This is a genomic window from Longispora fulva, assembly GCF_015751905.1.
GTDB classification, from domain to species: Bacteria; Actinomycetota; Actinomycetes; order Mycobacteriales; family Micromonosporaceae; genus Longispora; species Longispora fulva.
The window spans coordinates 5,838,710-5,853,780 of record NZ_JADOUF010000001.1 but is presented as its reverse complement, the minus strand read 5'-3'; the positions used below and the strand labels follow the sequence as shown (position 1 = coordinate 5,853,780).

The following is a 15,071-nucleotide window of genomic DNA, read 5'->3' as shown; positions in this document are numbered from 1 at the left end:
GATGAGGGATGACGAGGCGGGAACCTACCAGCTCGGGTGCGTCCCCGCTGTCCCTCCGGTCGCGACGAAGCCCACCGGCGAACCGGGAGATCATGGCGGCGGCCGGGCGGCGGGCGGGGCAGGATGGCAGGTATGGAGTACCGCATCGAGCACGACACGATGGGCGAGGTCCGGGTCCCGGCTGACGCGCGGTGGGGTGCGCAGACCCAGCGGGCCGTGGAGAACTTCCCGATCTCCGGCGTGCGGATCGACCCCGCGCACGTCGAGGCCCTGGCCATGATCAAATCGGCGGCGGCCCGGACCAACCCGGACCTGTCCCCGGATCTGGCCAAGGCGATCGCCGAGGCCGCTGACGAGGTCGCGGCGGGCGCGCACCCGGACGAGTTCCCGATCGACGTGTACCAGACCGGGTCCGGCACCTCGACCAACATGAACGTCAACGAGGTGATCGCCGCCCTGGCCAGCGAGCGGCTGGGCCGGCCGGTGCACCCGAACGACCATGTGAACGCCGCCCAGTCCTCCAACGACGTCTTCCCGTCGGCCCTGCACATCGCCGCCACCCGGGCGGTGGTGCGCGACCTGGTGCCGGCGCTGGAGCACCTCGCGGGGGTGCTGGGGGCGAAGGCGCAGGAGTGGCGCGACGTCGTCAAGGCCGGCAGGACCCATCTGATGGACGCGACGCCGGTGACCCTGGGCCAGGAGTTCGGCGGGTACGCGGCGCAGGTCCGCCATGGCGTCGAGCGGCTCTGGGGCACCCTGCCCCGGGTCGGCGAGCTGCCGCTGGGCGGTACGGCGGTGGGGACGGGCATCAACACCCCGGCGGGGTTCGCTGCCCGGGTGATCGCGTTGCTGGCCACGGAGACCGGGCTGCCGCTGACCGAGGCGCGGGACCACTTCGAGGCGCAGGGCGCGCGCGACGCGCTGGTCGAGCTGTCCGGCCAGCTGCGCACGATCGCCGTCGGGCTCTACAAGATCGCGAACGACGTGCGCTGGATGGGCTCCGGTCCGCGCGCCGGCCTCGGCGAGCTGCACGTCCCGGACCTGCAGCCGGGTTCCTCGATCATGCCGGGGAAGGTGAACCCGGTGCTGTGCGAGGCGGTGCGCCAGGTCGCCGCGCAGGTGCTCGGCAACGACGCGGCGATCGCGTTCGCCGGCTCGCAGGGCGACTTCGAGCTCAACGTGATGCTGCCCGTGCTGTCCCGCAACCTGCTGGAGTCGATCCGGCTGCTCGCGAACGTGTCCCGGTTGTTCGCCGACGGCTGCGTGGCCGGCCTGGCGGCGAACGTGGACCGGATGCGCGAGTACGCCGAGGGCTCCCCGGCGATCGTCACCCCGTTGAACCGCTACCTCGGGTACGCGGAGGGGGCCGCCGTCGCGAAGGAGGCCCTGGCGACCCGGCGGAGCATCCGGGAGGTGGTGATCGGGCGCGGGCACGTGGCGAAGGGCACGCTGACCGAGGCGCAGTTGGACGAGGCGCTGGACCTGCTGGGGATGGCCCGGCCACACGGCCACTGACGGCGCGCTCCATGGCAACCGACGATACATATCATGCATGTGCATAAATTGCAGGTGCATCATATGCGCGCACGGGTGGCCCGCCGACTCCGCCTGAGCGCGATCTTCACGCACTCGGGCACCTCTGGCCACCCAAGTGCATGAAGGTCACGCGGAGTCATCCTGCTCGCCGCGTGCCCGTCGGACCGGTGCGTGCCCGGGGAGGTGTCGCCGTACCCGTCTGGTCAGGCCGCTGAGAGTGCCACGGTGAGTTCGGCGGCGGCAGTGAGGACCAACGGTCCGACGAAGGCCTCGTCGAGTGGGCCGAGTGCCACCACGCCCACACTGGCCTCCAGCCCGGGGACCCCGAGCACCGGGGCCGCCAGGCCGTGCGCGCCTGCCTGGAGTTCGCCCACCGAGCCGACCAGGCCGGGCTCGGCGCGCAGGATGGCCCGACCGGCGGCGCCCTGGTCGAGGGGGTGCCGGGAGCCGGCCCGGTAGGCGACGTGGAACTGGGTCCAGCTGGGCTCGACCACGACCAGGGCCAGGGCCTCGCCGCCGTCGACGACGGTCAGGTGCGCGGTGGCGCCTGCGGCCTCGGCGAGCCGGCGCAGCGGCGCGAGGGCGGCGTCGGCGACCAGGGGCTGGGCCCGGCGGGCGAGTTGGAGCACGCCGAGGCCGAGCCGGAGTCGGCCGGCCGGGTCGCGGCGGAGCAGGGCGTGCGCGGTGAGCGGGCCGACGAGTCGGTAGATCACCGCGCGGCCGACGTCGAGGCGTTCGGCGGCCTCGGTGATGGTCAATCCGTCGGGGGTGTCCGCGACGAGCTTCAGCAGGCGGAGTCCCCGGTCGAGGGTCTGGGCGGTCTCTGTACTCAACGTCACTCCATCGGACCCTGGCCGCGTGGTCGCCCGCGCAGCTCACGTGCAGAGGATAAGCGCAGGCTCCGGTACCCTTTTGGGGTGACTCTCAGGCTGCATGACACCGCGACCCGCTCGGTGCGGGACTTTGTCCCGCGGGAACCTGGCAAGGTGGGGATCTACCTGTGTGGGATCACGGTTCAGGCAGGCCCGCACATCGGTCACATGCGTTCCGCGATCAACTATGACGTTCTCCGCCGCTGGCTGCTGCACCTCGGCTATGAGGTCCGGTTTGTCCGCAATATCACTGACATCGACGACAAGGTGCTCGCCAAGGCCCAGGAGGCCGGCGTGCCGTTCTGGCAGATCGCGTACGCGAACGAGCTGCTGGTCGGTCGGATGTACGACGCTGTGGGTGTGCTCCCCGCCACCGTCGAGCCGCGCGCGACCGGCCACATCCCGGAGATGTTCGCCCTGATCGAGCAGCTGATCGAGCGCGGCCACGCGTACGCGGCGGAAGGCAACGTCTACTTCGACGTGCGCTCGTGGGCCCCGTACGGCGAGCTGTCCGGGCAGCGGCCCGACGCGATGATGCCCACCGAGGGTGGCGCGTCCGACAAGCGCTCGCCCCTGGACTTCGCGCTCTGGAAGGGCGAGAAGCCCACTGAACCGGCCGACGCCTACTGGCCGTCGCCCTGGGGCCGGGGGCGCCCCGGCTGGCACATCGAGTGCTCCGCCATGACCTGGCGCTACCTGGGCGAGGAGTTCGACATCCACGGCGGCGGCCTGGACATCCAGTTCCCGCACCACGAGAACGAGGTCGCGCAGAGCAAGGCCGCCGGCTTCGGCTTCGCCCGGCACTGGGTGCACCACGCCCTGCTCAACCTGGGCGGCGAGAAGATGTCGAAGTCCGTGGGCAACGTCATCGACCTGGACGCGCTGATCGCCAAGGGCCTGCGCCCGATCGAGATCCGGTACTACATCGCCTCCCCGCACTACCGTTCCGTGATCGACTACACGGACGAGGCGATCCAGGAGTCCGCCGTCGCCTTCCGCCGGATCGAGGGCTTCGTCACCCGGGCCACCGAGCTGGTCGGCGAGGTCGAGCCCGGCGAGCTGGGCGCGGAGTTCGTCGCGGCCATGAACGACGACCTGAACACATCGAGGGCGCTCGCGGCCCTGCACGAGACGATCCGGCAGGGCAACTCGGCGCTCGCCGACGGCCACCACGCCGCCGCGCGACGGGCGCTGGCCAGCGTCCGGGCCATGCTCGGTATCCTGGGCATCGACCCACTGGATTCCCAGTGGCGAGTGGCCGGCAGCGACCAGCAGCTCAAGCCGGCAGTCGACTCTCTTGTCGCATTGGCGCTCGAGCAGCGCAACGCCGCCCGCGCCCGTAAGGACTTCCAGGCAGCCGACGCGGTCCGTGACCAGCTGAAGCGTGCCGGGATCATTGTCGAGGACACCCCGAACGGGCCTCGCTGGACGTTGGGGAGCTGACGATGGCAGGAAATTCACAGCGCAAGGGCGCGATTCAGCGCAAGGCGAAGAAGGGCGCGGCGGCCGGTAGCGGCGGCAAGCGGGGCGCACAGACCCTCAAGCCGCGCGGCAAGACGCTGCCCGCCGAGGAGCGGCCCTGGCACAAGGGCTACTCGGGCACCGAGCAGGTCCCGAGCAAGACCGCCTGGAAGCAGCACAAGGAGAAGAAGGCCGCGGCCGTCGAGGGCCGCGCGCCCAAGGTCGGCCAGCCCGGCTCGATCCAGACCACCCGCGGCGGCAAGGTCGCGCCCGGTACCCGGATCCGGCAGGCCTCCGGCCCCGCCCGGCCCGCCGGACCCCGGGTCGCCCCGGGTCGGCGCGCCAACACGCCCCGGGAGGCCCCGGAGCTGCTCGTCGGGCGTAACCCGGTCGTCGAGGCGCTCCGCGCGCACGTGCCGAGCACCGCGCTGTACGTGGCGCAGGGCATCGACATCGACGAGCGGATCACGGAGATCGTCCGGACCGCCGCCGACCGTGGCCTGGCGATCCTGGAGGTCACCCGGCGCGAGCTGGACCGGATGACCGGCGGGGTGCTGCACCAGGGCATCGGGCTGGCCGTGCCGCCGTACAACTACGAGGTGTTCGAGGACCTGCTGGGCGCGGCCCGCGACTCGGTGACCGCCCCGCTGCTCGTCGCGCTCGACGGGGTGACCGACCCGCGGAACCTGGGAGCTGTCGTCCGGTCGGCCGCGGCGTTCGGCGCGCACGGCGTGATCGTGCCCGAGCGGCGCGCCGCCGGCATGACGGCCACCGCGTGGCGCACGTCCGCCGGCGCGGCGGCCCGGCTGCCGATCGCCCAGGTGACCAACCTCACCCGGGCGCTGAAGGCGTGTCAGGAGGCCGGCTACATGGTCGTTGGGCTCGACGCCGACGGCGACGTGTCCCTGCACGACCTCGAGGCGGCCGTCGACCCGATCGTCGTCGTGGTCGGCTCTGAGGGCCGCGGCCTGTCCCGGCTGGTCGGCGAGGCCTGCGACCTGCTGGTCAGCATCCCGATGGCCGGTCAGGTCGAGTCGCTGAACGCCTCGGTCGCCGCGGCCGTGACGCTGTCGGAGATCGCGCGCCGGCGGGCGCTGGACGTCTGATCGAACGAGTGCGCGGCCATGGCCCCGGGAGGTAATCTCCCGGGGCCATGAGCTTCATCGACCTCGGTGAGATCACCGACGAGCCGGTCCGGGACCCGCCGCGCCGTCCGCTGGACCTGCGCCGGGTGCGCCGCGCGGTGCCGGCCGCGCTGCTCGCCGCGCTGACGTACGGCAACGACGGCTACCTGGCGTGCGTCGATTCCGTGGGCGGTCTGAGAGTCTGGACCTATGGGGTTCATTGACCTGGGCGAGATCACCGGCACGGACCCGGAGCCGGCCACCGCGTCGCTGTGGGAGCGGTGGCGTCGCCGGGCCATGGTGTTCGGCGTCGCGGCCGTCACGCTACTGGCCTGCGGGGCGGCCGAGACGGTCCGGGAGCCCCCGCTGCACGAGGTGTTCTCCGTGCCGTCCACGTCGCACGGCCGCAGCGACCAGCAGTTGGTGATCGACGGCGACACCCTGTTCCGGGTGTACCGCGAGGGTCCCACCACCTACCTGGCCCGCTACGACCTGGCCCACCATGGCCGGCTGGCGTGGCGGGTGCAGGTCGACGCCAGCGTGGTGGGCTCGCTGCTGTTGGAGGGCCGGTGGCTGCTCGTCCAGCGGTATCCGGGTGGGCCGCAGGGGGCTTCGGTCCTGACTCCCACGACGATGGTGTTCGACGCCGGTACCGGGGCCGCGCTGTGGTCCACCCCGGGTTTCCTGTTCGCGCGGCTCGGCGAGGACAAGGGACTGTTCAGCCAGGGCACCGTCCTGGTCGGGATCGACCTGGCCTCGGGTCGCGAGCTGTGGCGCCGGCCGCAGCCGGAGGGCGGGGCGGCCCTGGTCGGCGGGTCGACCCCGGTGGCGCCGTGGCGGATCGCGCTGACCGAGGGCAGTACCCTGCGGATCGTCGATCTGGAGACCGGCGCGGTGCTCCGCAGCCGTGAGGTCGGCGGGGATCAGGGCGGCGCGGAGCGGTTCGGCGGCCTGTTCGCCACGCCGGACGCGCTCGTGCTGCGCCGGGGCCCGATGTACGCCACCTACGACCCGGACACCCTCGAACAGCTGTGGACGTGGAGTGCCCCGACGGTCGCGTGGGCGATGCCGTGCGGCCGGTTGCTGTGCGAGATGACCGGCCCGGAGGTGGTGGCCGTGGACGTCCGGACCGGGGAGCGCCGCTGGTCCACGCCCGCCGAGGGCCTGTACATCGTCGGATCGATCCTGGGCGGCCCCCGTGCCGACGGGATCAGGCTGGTCGACGCCACGACCGGGCGCAAGCTCCTCGACCTGGGCCGGTGGGTGCCCCTGCCCGGCCCCAGAGGCCCGGCGGACCGGATCGCGGTGAGCGGGATCTTCGCGGGGGACGACTGGGTGGGCGTCGCCGACGTGCCGACCGGCCGGATCCGCTCGCTGGGGAACCTGCCGGGCGCGGGGGACGAACGATGCGTGGCCAGCGACAAGTACCTGGTATGCACGCTAATCAGCGAAAAGCTGACGGGATGGTCCTTCTAGGGGCACAATTATCCGTACCCAGGTAATTCCAGCAGGGGGCGTTCCACGGCCGTGGAACGCCCCCTGTGTTGCGTGCTTACGCGATCCGCAGCCCGGACTGGGCGTCGAACACGTGGTGGTGCGCGCCACGGGTCTTCACGTACACCGTGTCACCGAGCCGCGGGGCGCTCCGACCGTCCGTGCGGACCGTGAACCGCTCCTGCTTGCCGTCGACCTCGGCGTGCCCGTAGACGTAGGCGTCCGAGCCGAGCTCCTCCACCAGGTCCACGAGCACCGGCAGGCCGCCGTCGTGCGCGCCGACCAGGTCGACGTCCTCGGGGCGGAAGCCGATGGTCACGTGCCCGTTGTTGACCTTGGCGACCTGCTCGCGGCTGATCGGGATGATCATCGAGCCGAACTGGCCCCCGCCCTCGGTCAGCCGCACCGTCTTGATGTTCATGGCCGGCGAGCCGATGAAGCCGGCGACGAACACGTTGGCGGGCGCGTCGTACAGGTTGCGCGGGGTGTCCACCTGCTGGAGGACGCCGTCGAGCATGACGGCGACCCGGTGGCCCATGGTCATGGCCTCGACCTGGTCGTGCGTCACGTACACGGTGGTGATGTCGAGCTTCTTCTGCAGCGCCGCGATCTGCGAGCGGGTCTGGACCCGGAGCTTGGCGTCGAGGTTCGACAGCGGCTCATCCATGAGGAAGACCTGCGGCTCCCGCACGATGGCCCGGCCCATGGCGACCCGCTGGCGCTGACCGCCGGAGAGGGCCTTGGGCTTGCGGTCCAGGTACTCCTCGAGCTGCAGGAGCGCCGCCGCCTCCTTGACCCGCCGCTGGATCTCGTCCTTGGAGGTCTTACGGAGCTTGAGGGCGAACGCCATGTTCTCGTACACCGTCATGTGCGGGTACAGCGCGTAGTTCTGGAAGACCATCGCGATGTCGCGGGACTTCGGGGCGAGGTGCGTGACCTCGCGCTCGTCGATGAAGATGCCACCCTTGTCGACATCCTCGAGGCCGGCGAGCATCCGCAGGCTGGTCGACTTGCCGCAACCCGAGGGGCCCACGAGGACCAGGAACTCGCCGTCCCCGATCTCGAGGTTCAGGGAGTCGACGGCGGGGCGGGGGGTACCGGGGTAGATCCGAGTGGCGGACCTGTAACTGACTGTGGCCATGGTGCGACGAACCTTCCTTCCACCGGCAGGAACGTGCCGGACGATCCGAGTGAAAGTGCAGTGCCCAGTCACCATAGGTGCGGGGGAGACCGGTTGCCAACAGCTGACGGTATGATCCTCTGCAGCCGGTAGGCCGCTATGGCGCAATTGGTAGCGCACCCCACTTGTAATGGGAAGGTTTCGGGTTCGAGTCCCGATAGCGGCTCAAATCGCCCCAAACCCAGTCTTTTGGGTACGGGGTTCCCTCGTGTCCATCATCGTGTGCGCCACGCGAGCCAGGCGTCCTCGACGATCCGCCGGAGCCCTGACCTGGTCGGGGCCCAGTTGAGCCCGGCGGATGCCTTCTTGATGTCGCCGACCAGCAGTTGGGGCTCGGGTTTTGGCGGCATTTCTTCGACCGTGAAGTCCACGCCCGTGACCTCTTTCGTGACCCGCACGACCTCGGCCATGCTCGACCCGGTTCCACTGCCGATGTTGTACAGCCCGTGCTGCCCCGGCTTCGTCACTTCCAGCGCCAGCCTGAACGCCGTGGCGACGTCCAGGACGTGCACGAAGTCCCGGACCGCCGACCCGTTGCCGTTGAGGGTGACCCGGTCGGACTCCCCGGACGCGGCGCGCAGCGCGTTCGGAATGATCCTGGTTTTGTCGGTGTCCGGGACTCCGTCAACGGCTCCCGCCAAGTTGAACAGGCGCAGGCTCGTAGCGGCGAGGGCACCGGTTGCGCCCTGTGCCGCGACGAGCCGCTCGGCGGCCAGCTTCGACTCGGCGTACGGGCTTTCGGGGTGTGGCTCCATGTCTTCGGTGAGCGCGCCGGAGTGGATCGAGCCGTAGACGATGTTCGTGGAGGCGAACACGAAGCGGGGCTTCGTTGGGAGCTTCGCCGCCTCCAGGGCGAGCAACAGGTTCAGAGTGCCGCCCACGTTGACGTCGAAGTAGGCCAGTGGCTGGGCGAAGGACTCTCGGCCGTGGGCGAGGGCCGCGAGATGGCAGACGGCGTCGAACCGGCCCTCGGCCACGACCTCACGCATCCGGCCCCGGTCCCGGACGTCGCCGTGGACGAGTGTCGCGCCGCCAGGGAGTGTGAGGGTGGTTCGGGCCCGGCTGAGGACGGCGACCTGGTGCCCGGCTGCGAGGAGATCAAGGGTGACAGCCCGTCCGAGATACCCGAGCCCTCCAGTGACCAACACGTTCACGTGCGTTTCCTTTCGAGGATCGTCGAGCGGTGTTGCCATGCCAACTCCAGGCACCCTGCTGCCGCCGGCGCGAGACGGCCACTATTGAGCAGCTCATCGATGACATGACGGGTGAAAGGGAGTGCCGGTGTGGGATGAGCGGAGCCCGTCGTGACTACGGTGCCCTCGTCGTTCGCGTCGACCATGTCGGCGAAGAGGCGGTCGTAAACCTGTCCGTCATAGACGGCGACGGTCAGGATCTCACCCCAGAGCGTGAGCGCGTCGAGGGCGATGCCGAGGCAATAGACGCGGATTCCGCCCGCGTTTCTGGCTTGGGCGAAGGATGAGAGCGGCTCAGCTGCGTAGTCCGCTGGTTGTCCGTCGCCACCGTGCTCCGCGTTGCCCAGAAACTCCTCGCTGTACTCCCGCATGATGTTGCGCCAGAGATCGAAGTCCGAGTGCTGGGCGGTCGGCACGATGCTCGACGGCTGGAAGACTCCCGCCGGCATGATGTGCAGCGTGCCGCCCGCGATAGCCACTCGATTGGCGGCCCGACTGTGCAGGACGAAGGTCGCACCATCCCGGTCGACACGCAGAGTCAGCGTGTCCGTGGATGACGTTGTCGGACGCCGGGACAGATCGAAGGGATCAGCCAGTTCCCGGCGAAAGGGCAGCCCCCGCCAGCTCGTGGGCCGGAGATTATCGCTTCCTTCGACAACGTGCTGGGAGGCCATCTCGTGGGCGAGAGACTCCGCGACGTCGAATCCTTCGAAATAGGTGCTGGGGCCGAAAGTCAGCGCCGCAACCGGGTGGTCCCAGTTGACGTCCAGCAGACGCCATGCCAGGCGGTTCTCGAAGAGCCGTGGATGGTCCAGATCGCGCACAGCCTGGCTGTAGCGCTGATAGCGACGGCCAACGCCCACGAGCGGCCTTGCCCTCGAGTTCACTTCCTCGGTGCCATCAACCGGGGGCTGTCCCCGGTCTTCGTAGCCGATGCGGATCTCGTTGAGTTCTTTCGGAGCCGCGAGCAACCAGGACGGATGCGCGATGAGGCCAGTGCTGCCCAGCCGAAACTCCTGGTCATAGAGCAAGGCCGCCGCTCGGGCGATGTGCCCGCGGCGGAGGTTCAGCCGAGCACGGACAGCGCGCCAATCAGACTGGCTACGCGCCACCTGCGGCTCTGTTACGTGCTCCGCGAGGTGTGTGTCGAACCCGAAAGATGCGGTCTCACTGGTACCGGCGGCGGCGCCCCCTATGACCCGCGGCCTGGCGAGCCCGAGCTCTGCCAAGGACACGCCGAAGTGCTCCGCCAGCAGCTGTCTGTGGATACCGGACGGGTGGGTGATTCCCCGCTCCCAGCGGCTGACCTGATTCGCTGACACGGCGATTCCACGGCGTTGGATGGTGGCACCCAGTGCGTTGAGCGCGTCGGCGACGTCCTGCTGGGTCTGGCCGGCCGCGTCCCGCAGGTTGTACAGAGCGATGTTGGGGACCGCGTCCGCTGCTCGCGACACCACTTCGCCTCCCGCGCTCGACAGTGTCTCCACAGGTTAACGGGCTGGGATCGAGGACAGTCGCCGCCTTCTCGATGCCTAGTCGTTGCCCTCCCGCTGGCGTCGCCGAGCCGTTCTTTCCCGATGCGGCAGCTGGTGAGCTTGTGTGCGGAAGAAACTGAATGATCCTCCCGAAGGGCAGCCGCCATGTTCAAGGCTTCACCAGCGCAGATCGTGGAACTGGGTCAGCGGATCGTGAGTTTCGTCGACAGCTATCGGCCGGACGAGATCGACGCGCTGATCTTTGTCGACGACGAAGGGAAGTTCGGGTTCTCCAAGGGGCCGGACGCGCCGGTCGGCTGTCGAACGATCATGAATCGCGGCGGGGTCGACCGGCTCATGGTGCTGCACACCTTCGTGTCCGGGGATTTCGCCGAGCCCGGTCAGCGTGAGGCGTTCGCGGCGCTCGTCTGTGACGACGCCTGGCTGTCCTGACCCACCCTTGTTCGGGCTCGGTACTCCGTAGGGGAGAAGACGTGTCACGGCTTGACGATGTGCTAGGTCAGTTGACGGAGATGGACCAGCAGGCGGACTCCGCGATCGAGATGGGCTCGGCCGCCCAGGAGGGCCTTGAGGGTTCCATTGGGTTGTTCTCCGAGGTGGGAGATCAGCGTGGACTGGAGAACGCGCTGTACGCCAGGGGCCAGGCCGAAGAGGCGACCAATCTGATCAACGCTGCCAAGGAGCAGATCCAGGAAGCACTTGGCGGCGTGCACCGCGCGATGGGCAACGGTTGAGGGCCGACGCCGGCCGCCAGCGCCCCGGCGCCTGCGGGGCCGGTTGAGCGGCAGCCCGAGCCGCTGGTGCGGTCGGTTCCGGCCCGCTCTGCTGAGATCGTGCCGCATGTCGGTCGGGGGTCGGCGATCGGCAGGCTCTATGACCGGTTCGGTCAGCCGCTCACAGGATTGTTCGGCCCCGTTGGCGACGGACCCGCCACGGGCGGAGCCGGGCTCAAGGAGCCTTATGACTCGTATGGGTCGATGACCGGGCACGTCGAGGGGCACGCGGCCGCGATCATGCGGCGTGACGGCGTGCGGGAGGCCACCTTGTACATCAATATGCGGCCGTGCCTCGGTGCGCGGGGCTGCGCGGAAAACCTTCGAGCGGTCCTTCCGGCCGGCACGCGGCTCGTCGTTCACCAGGTCTTCGCGGACGGCAGCACGAAGGTCTTCAACTACCCTGGCACCGGAGACGGACTGGAAGGGGCACCATGAGCAGGCCAGGTCAGTTCCCCCTGCGGGCGGCTCAACCCATTCTTGACGACCTGCTCGTGCGCAGTGAGGTCATGGGCACGGACGAACTCACCGAATTCGCGTGCTCGCTCGGCTTGACGCCGCCAGCCGACGGGCCAGGGTGGTTCGTGGTCCGCGAGTTCGACCCGGAGGGCAACGACAGGGGCCTGCACTGGGACGGGCCTGACGAGGGCGAGTGGCGCGGCGATCCGCAGTAGCCGGCCTCCGTGGCGAACGGAGCGGTCCACGCGCCTCGCTGGAGGATCCAAACAGGGCGCTGAGCTGCTGAATCAGTCGCGATGTTTCGGAGCCTGAACGATTCGGTGGACGAAGGGCGAAGGTGTCGTTGAGGGTCGGCGCTGTCGGGGGCTGGACCATTCGTACATGTGAATGGGTTTCGGGTTGGTTGTTGCGGAGTGTGGTGGCGTGGGCACTCATTCGGAAGGTTGCGGAGATCTGGCCATTGATGGCGAATAATCGGCCGTCCGGGCGAGCCCTGGGCGGGATTCGCTCGTTGCGTAGATCAGAAGCGCGAAGGGTACCCACATCTGCAAGATGTTGGTTACCCTAATTGCGGCAATTGTCCTGCGTTGGCCACCCGCCGTGGTCAGCGCACACGCCCCGAAAGGGGGAGTAATGGCTGCTCTGGAGACCTACGGGCGGACCAGCGACGAGCCGGCCCGCCATGGCGGTTCCGGCCACCCGGCGACGATCTACGGGATCGCCGGCGTCCTGGTCGAGCACGATGGGATGACCTACCGACAGTGGTTGGTGCCCGGCCTCCGCTACGAGATCCGCCCCAACGACGGTTGGAAGCTCGTCGACGCTGACGGGATTCTGATCGGCCACCTGGTGGAGGAGGACGGCAGCGCGATTCGCGAGCTGCCGACCGCCGACGGGCCGCTGGTCCTGGTCCGCCCCAACAGTTACAGCGTGCAAGAGGTGCGCGAGGGGGCCTGGGAGGTCCTGGTCCTCGAACCGGCGCTCTGACCTTACGGGTACGGCGGGTGGCGATCGTGCCGCCCGCCGTTCCGCGTCTCCGGCCCGGCGCGAGGACGGCGGGTTGCGTCGCGTGGCTACCATCGGGCACATGTCCCCTGTGCTCCCTCGGCGCGTGCAACGCCGGCATTTCGTCGTCTGTGGGGACAATCCGCTCGCGTTCCGGCTGGCGGAGGAGCTGACGAAGAAGTACGGGGAGAACGTCACCGTCATCCTCAGGTCCAAACGGGACAATCACGGGCCCGACATCTCCCGGCTGCCGGGGGTGCGGATCGTGGAGTCCACCCGGCTCGACGAGGACACGTTCCGGGCGGCGGGGCTGCCGGAGGCTCGGGCGTTGGCGCTCGTGCAGCACGGGGACGTCGAGAATATCCACGCCGCCCTGCGCGCCCAGGATCTGCACCCGGGGCTGCGGCTGGTGGTCCGGATGTCGAGTATGAGCCTCGGGCGGCGGATGCACGAGCTGTTCGACGACTGCACGGCGCTGTCGGACGCGACGATCGCCGCCCCGGCGTTCGTGGTGGCGGCCCTCAACGACCCGACGCTGAGCGTGGTCCGGCTGCCCGGCCAGACGCTGCGGGTCGCGCACCGCGACTCGGTGCCCGAGGACCAGGTGCTGTGCACGCTCACCGACCCGACCGAGACGCCGTCGCCGCTGCTGCCGGAGGGGGAGCGGAGTACCGACCTGGTGCTCGCGCTCGCGACCGGCGTGCCGGAGGAGGCCGCGCCGGCCCCGCCGAAGCGGCGCGCGCCGGCCAAGATGCTGTGGGACGTGCTGCGGTTCCGGAAGCTGTGGATCGCGGCGGCCGTGGGGCTGAGCCTGATGGCTGTCGTGTCGACGGTGTGGTCGGAGCTGACCGGAAAGTCCTGGCTGACGTCGGCGTACGAGATGATGATGACCTCCGCCGGCTCCGGCCAGGTCGACCAGAACCTGCACGGGCCCGAACGGGTGGTACAGGTCGTGGTCACCCTCGCCGGCCTGGTGATCCTGGTGCCGGTGGCCACGGCGCTGGCTGTCGAGTTCGTGGTGAACACCCGGCTGGCGATCGCGTTGAACAAGCCCCGGACCTCGCACTCCGGACACGTGGTCGTCATCGGGCTGGGGAATGTCGGCACCCGGGTGGTCCGGCAGCTGCACGACCTGGGCGTGGACGTGGTGGCCGTCGAGAGCAACGAGAAGGCCGTCGGGGTGCCGGTGGTCCGGTCGCTCGGCCTCGAGGTGATCGTCGGGGACGCCAGCCGGCGGGAGACGCTGCTCGCCGCCGGGGTGGACACCTGCCGGGCGCTGGTGACGATCACGAGCGACGACGCGACGAACCTGGACGCCGGCCTGCTCGGCAAGGAGCTGCAGCCGGACCTGTGGGTGGCGCTGCGGCTGTTCGACGGGGACCTGGCGCACCGGGTGGAGAAGCATCTGGGGATCACCCGGTCCCGGAGCGTGTCGTACCTGGCGGCGCCGGCGTTCGCCGCCGCGATGATCGACCGGAAGGCGATCCAGACGATCCCGGTCGGCCGGCGGGTGCTGTTGGTGGCGGAGCTGCCGCTGGCGCCCGGGTCGGAGCTGGTCGGGGCCAGGTTGAGTGCCGCGCACGACTCGGGCGAGGTGCGGGTGATCGGGATGCGCAACGGCGGGCGGACGGGGTATCGGCCGTCGGCCGACCATGTGCTCGGGCCGGGGGACCGGATCACGGTGGTGGCGACCAGGGCCGGGCTGGGGCGGCTGCTGCCGAGGACGACAGGGCAGTCCCCGGGCTGACCCGTCCGAATAGTGAACACTCTTGTCCGTTAGGCGGTCGGGGTCTGACAATGGACGCATGACGCGCAGCTACCCCACCGTCCCGGCCCCGCACTACGACGTGCCCGCCGACGAGGCCCTCGCCCGGGTCGAGGCGTTCGCGGACCTGATGTCCCGGCGCCGGACCATCCGCGACTTCTCCACCGCCCCCGTGCCCCTCGACGTGATCGACGCGGCGATCCGGGTCGCCGCGACCGCCCCGAGCGGCGCGAACGTGCAGCCGTGGCGGTTCGTGGTCGTCACCGATCCGGAGATCAAGTCCCGGCTGCGGGTCGCGGCCGAGGAGGAGGAGGTCGAGTTCTACACCCGGCGGGCCACCCAGGAATGGCTGGACGCGCTCGCGCCGCTCGGCACGGACACCGACAAGCCGTTCCTGGAGGACGCGCCGGCCCTGATCGTGGTGTTCGAGGTCCACAAGGGCCCCGACACGCCCCGGCCGTACTACGTGAAGGAGTCCGTCGGGATCGCGGTCGGTTTCCTGCTCGCGGCCCTGCACCACGCCGGCCTGGCGACCCTCACCCACACCCCCAGCCCGATGCGTTTCCTCAACGAGGTGTTGGAGCGCCCGGCGGAGGAGCGGGCGTACGTGGTCATCCCGGTGGGCTACCCGACGGACGACGCCGAGGTGCCCGCGATCACGAAGAAGCCCCTTGACGAGGTACGAATCATCCGATAACCGCGTCGCCTTCCCC

The 15,071-nt window shown here is 69.9% G+C and carries 16 protein-coding genes and 1 tRNA gene; 13 read left to right on the top strand and 4 right to left on the bottom strand.

Annotated elements, in window-relative coordinates; translation table 11 throughout:
• Positions 1 to 132: 132 nt before the first annotated feature.
• The gene (locus IW245_RS26420) at positions 133 to 1,515 is read left to right on the top strand and encodes a class II fumarate hydratase (RefSeq protein ID WP_197005860.1); all 1,383 of its coding nucleotides are present in this window, start codon (positions 133 to 135) and stop codon (positions 1,513 to 1,515) included.
• A gap of 224 nt (positions 1,516 to 1,739) precedes the next feature.
• Here IW245_RS26420 and IW245_RS26415 read toward each other — a convergent pair whose 3' ends face one another.
• Positions 1,740 to 2,369, bottom strand: coding sequence for an IclR family transcriptional regulator (locus IW245_RS26415; RefSeq protein WP_197005859.1), 630 nt, complete (start codon positions 2,367 to 2,369; stop codon positions 1,740 to 1,742).
• An 84-nt stretch (positions 2,370 to 2,453) separates the two neighbouring features.
• Between IW245_RS26415 and cysS the strand changes: the two genes are divergently transcribed.
• The 4 genes from cysS to IW245_RS26395 are packed head-to-tail and all read left to right on the top strand — an operon-like array spanning position 2,454 to position 6,469.
• Entirely contained in the window at positions 2,454 to 3,851 is a 1,398-nt protein-coding gene (cysS, locus tag IW245_RS26410; protein ID WP_197005858.1) for a cysteine--tRNA ligase, read from the top strand.
• Between the two features lie 2 nt (positions 3,852 to 3,853).
• The gene (rlmB, locus tag IW245_RS26405; RefSeq protein WP_197005857.1) at positions 3,854 to 4,975 is read left to right on the top strand and encodes a 23S rRNA (guanosine(2251)-2'-O)-methyltransferase RlmB; all 1,122 of its coding nucleotides are present in this window, start codon (positions 3,854 to 3,856) and stop codon (positions 4,973 to 4,975) included.
• Between the two features lie 47 nt (positions 4,976 to 5,022).
• Entirely contained in the window at positions 5,023 to 5,217 is a 195-nt protein-coding gene (locus IW245_RS26400) for a hypothetical protein (protein ID WP_197005856.1), read from the top strand.
• Positions 5,204 to 6,469 (top strand): outer membrane protein assembly factor BamB family protein, encoded by a 1,266-nt coding sequence (locus tag IW245_RS26395; RefSeq protein WP_197005855.1) that lies wholly within the window; start codon positions 5,204 to 5,206, stop codon positions 6,467 to 6,469. Before IW245_RS26400 ends, IW245_RS26395 begins: the two co-directional genes overlap by 14 nt.
• 76 nt (positions 6,470 to 6,545) lie before the next feature.
• On the opposite strand, the gene IW245_RS26390 is transcribed toward IW245_RS26395, so the two are convergent.
• Complete coding sequence (locus IW245_RS26390; protein WP_197005854.1) at positions 6,546 to 7,628, bottom strand: ABC transporter ATP-binding protein; 1,083 nt, start codon at positions 7,626 to 7,628, stop codon at positions 6,546 to 6,548.
• Positions 7,629 to 7,760: 132 nt separating this feature from the next.
• On the opposite strand from IW245_RS26390, the gene IW245_RS26385 reads away from it, so the two are divergent.
• A tRNA-Thr gene (locus IW245_RS26385) sits at positions 7,761 to 7,833 on the top strand.
• 49 nt (positions 7,834 to 7,882) lie between these two features.
• Here IW245_RS26385 and IW245_RS26380 read toward each other — a convergent pair.
• Together IW245_RS26380 and IW245_RS26375 are read right to left on the bottom strand one after the other, a co-directional pair.
• Positions 7,883 to 8,821, bottom strand: coding sequence for an NAD-dependent epimerase/dehydratase family protein (locus IW245_RS26380; RefSeq protein WP_197005853.1), 939 nt, complete (start codon positions 8,819 to 8,821; stop codon positions 7,883 to 7,885).
• A complete protein-coding gene (locus IW245_RS26375) occupies positions 8,818 to 10,347 on the bottom strand; it encodes a helix-turn-helix domain-containing protein (RefSeq protein WP_197005852.1) in 1,530 nt (509 codons plus the stop codon). The genes IW245_RS26380 and IW245_RS26375 overlap by 4 nt, the downstream gene beginning before the upstream one ends.
• Before the next feature lie 201 nt (positions 10,348 to 10,548).
• Here IW245_RS26375 and IW245_RS26370 point away from each other — a divergent pair, with 201 nt between their 5' ends.
• From IW245_RS26370 to IW245_RS26340, 7 genes are all read left to right on the top strand, one after another.
• Positions 10,549 to 10,788, top strand: a complete 240-nt coding sequence (locus IW245_RS26370) for a hypothetical protein (protein WP_197005851.1) — start codon at positions 10,549 to 10,551, stop codon at positions 10,786 to 10,788.
• A gap of 41 nt (positions 10,789 to 10,829) precedes the next feature.
• A complete protein-coding gene (locus tag IW245_RS26365) occupies positions 10,830 to 11,090 on the top strand; it encodes a hypothetical protein (RefSeq protein ID WP_197005850.1) in 261 nt (86 codons plus the stop codon).
• Positions 11,091 to 11,156: 66 nt separating this feature from the next.
• Positions 11,157 to 11,567, top strand: coding sequence for a DddA-like double-stranded DNA deaminase toxin (locus IW245_RS26360; RefSeq protein WP_307788919.1), 411 nt, complete (start codon positions 11,157 to 11,159; stop codon positions 11,565 to 11,567).
• Positions 11,564 to 11,803, top strand: coding sequence for a hypothetical protein (locus IW245_RS26355; RefSeq protein WP_197005848.1), 240 nt, complete (start codon positions 11,564 to 11,566; stop codon positions 11,801 to 11,803). The genes IW245_RS26360 and IW245_RS26355 overlap by 4 nt, the downstream gene beginning before the upstream one ends.
• Before the next feature lie 418 nt (positions 11,804 to 12,221).
• Positions 12,222 to 12,575: a hypothetical protein gene (locus IW245_RS26350; RefSeq protein WP_197005847.1), complete on the top strand. Its 354-nt coding sequence runs from the start codon at positions 12,222 to 12,224 to the stop codon at positions 12,573 to 12,575.
• Between the two features lie 100 nt (positions 12,576 to 12,675).
• Positions 12,676 to 14,340 carry an NAD-binding protein gene (locus IW245_RS26345; protein WP_197005846.1) on the top strand — a complete coding sequence of 555 codons (1,665 nt, stop codon included), beginning with the start codon at positions 12,676 to 12,678 and terminating at the stop codon, positions 14,338 to 14,340.
• Positions 14,341 to 14,398: 58 nt separating this feature from the next.
• On the top strand, positions 14,399 to 15,055 hold the full coding sequence (locus IW245_RS26340; RefSeq protein WP_197005845.1) for a nitroreductase family protein: 657 nt from the start codon (positions 14,399 to 14,401) through the stop codon (positions 15,053 to 15,055).
• Positions 15,056 to 15,071: the final 16 nt, after the last annotated feature.